Origin of the sequence: Cysteiniphilum sp. JM-1, from assembly GCF_008711525.1 — a bacterium.
Taxonomy (GTDB): Bacteria; Pseudomonadota; Gammaproteobacteria; order Francisellales; family Francisellaceae; genus Caedibacter.
The window spans coordinates 1-1,025 of the sequence record NZ_VXKS01000058.1; the positions used below are offsets into that span (position 1 = coordinate 1).

Annotated in this window: 1 protein-coding gene; it reads left to right on the forward strand. The window is 38.9% G+C overall.

What is annotated here, in order from left to right; genetic code table 11:
• Positions 1-1,012: hypothetical protein (locus tag F3D68_RS11335; protein ID WP_224728300.1), on the forward strand; the 1,012-nt coding region annotated here is incomplete at its 5' end.
• Between the last annotated feature and the right edge of the window lie 13 nt (positions 1,013-1,025).

Below are 1,025 nucleotides of genomic sequence, written 5' to 3' on the forward strand. Positions count from 1 at the left end.
ACTGGGTATTCACCATGCTATATCCAATGGTTTAAGCACCTATATTGCGATGCTTTCGGCAGCATTGAGCTCATATGATGAAGTCAAAAAGCATCTTGCTAAAGTCAATATTCATTTATCAGTGGCGTCAATTGTTAAGATCAGCAAACATATCAGTAAATTAGCACGCCTAAGTCAGTCAGCTGAAAAGTATTTATCTGGATTTAACAACACCAACACAATCGTTGTATCGATAGATGGCGGTCGCATTAGAATACGAAGTAAAAAACGAGGTCCAAAGACAGCTAAGAAGCGTAATCGATTTAAGGGGCAGTGGCGAGAAGTTAAGTTGTTTGTTATTTACGTGGTGGATGATAAAGGCAATAAGATTAAGAAGGAGTTACCGATTATTGATGGCATCATCGGCAGTCCTCAGAAGGTGTTTAATTTACTCAAAAACTACTTGGCGGGACTTGATTTAAACACAGTGAATAATCTTGTTTTTGTTGCTGATGGAGCCCCTTGGATTTGGAAGCGTATTAATCAACTTCTTGAAACGATGACATTACGATCTGACATCAAGGTATATCCGGTTCTTGACTATTATCATGCGATGGAGCATTTAAATGCTTTAGCTAAGCAGCTTTATAAAAGTAAACGTGATCAGAGTAAATGGGTAAAGTCGTGCAAGGAGCTTTTGCATGCCGGTAAAGTTGATGAGTTTATTGCAAAAATCAAGCTGGATAGTAAGCATAAAAAAGGGAAGCTGGTTAAGTCGGAGAAAGGTTACTTTATTAATAACGCCGATCGTTTAATCTATAAAACATGCAAGGATCATGGTTTGCCTCAAGGCAGTGGTGCTATTGAGAGCGGCGTCAGAAGAGTTGTTAATCTCAAAATGAAAGGTAACTCCATTTATTGGAAAGAGGACAGCGCTAATGATATGTTATTCATACGGTCTTTTTACAAGGCTGGGCGATGGGAAGATATTGAAAGAATGGCTTATGCAGGCGGGTTAGCAATGGCTTCCTAAAATACCCACAAAT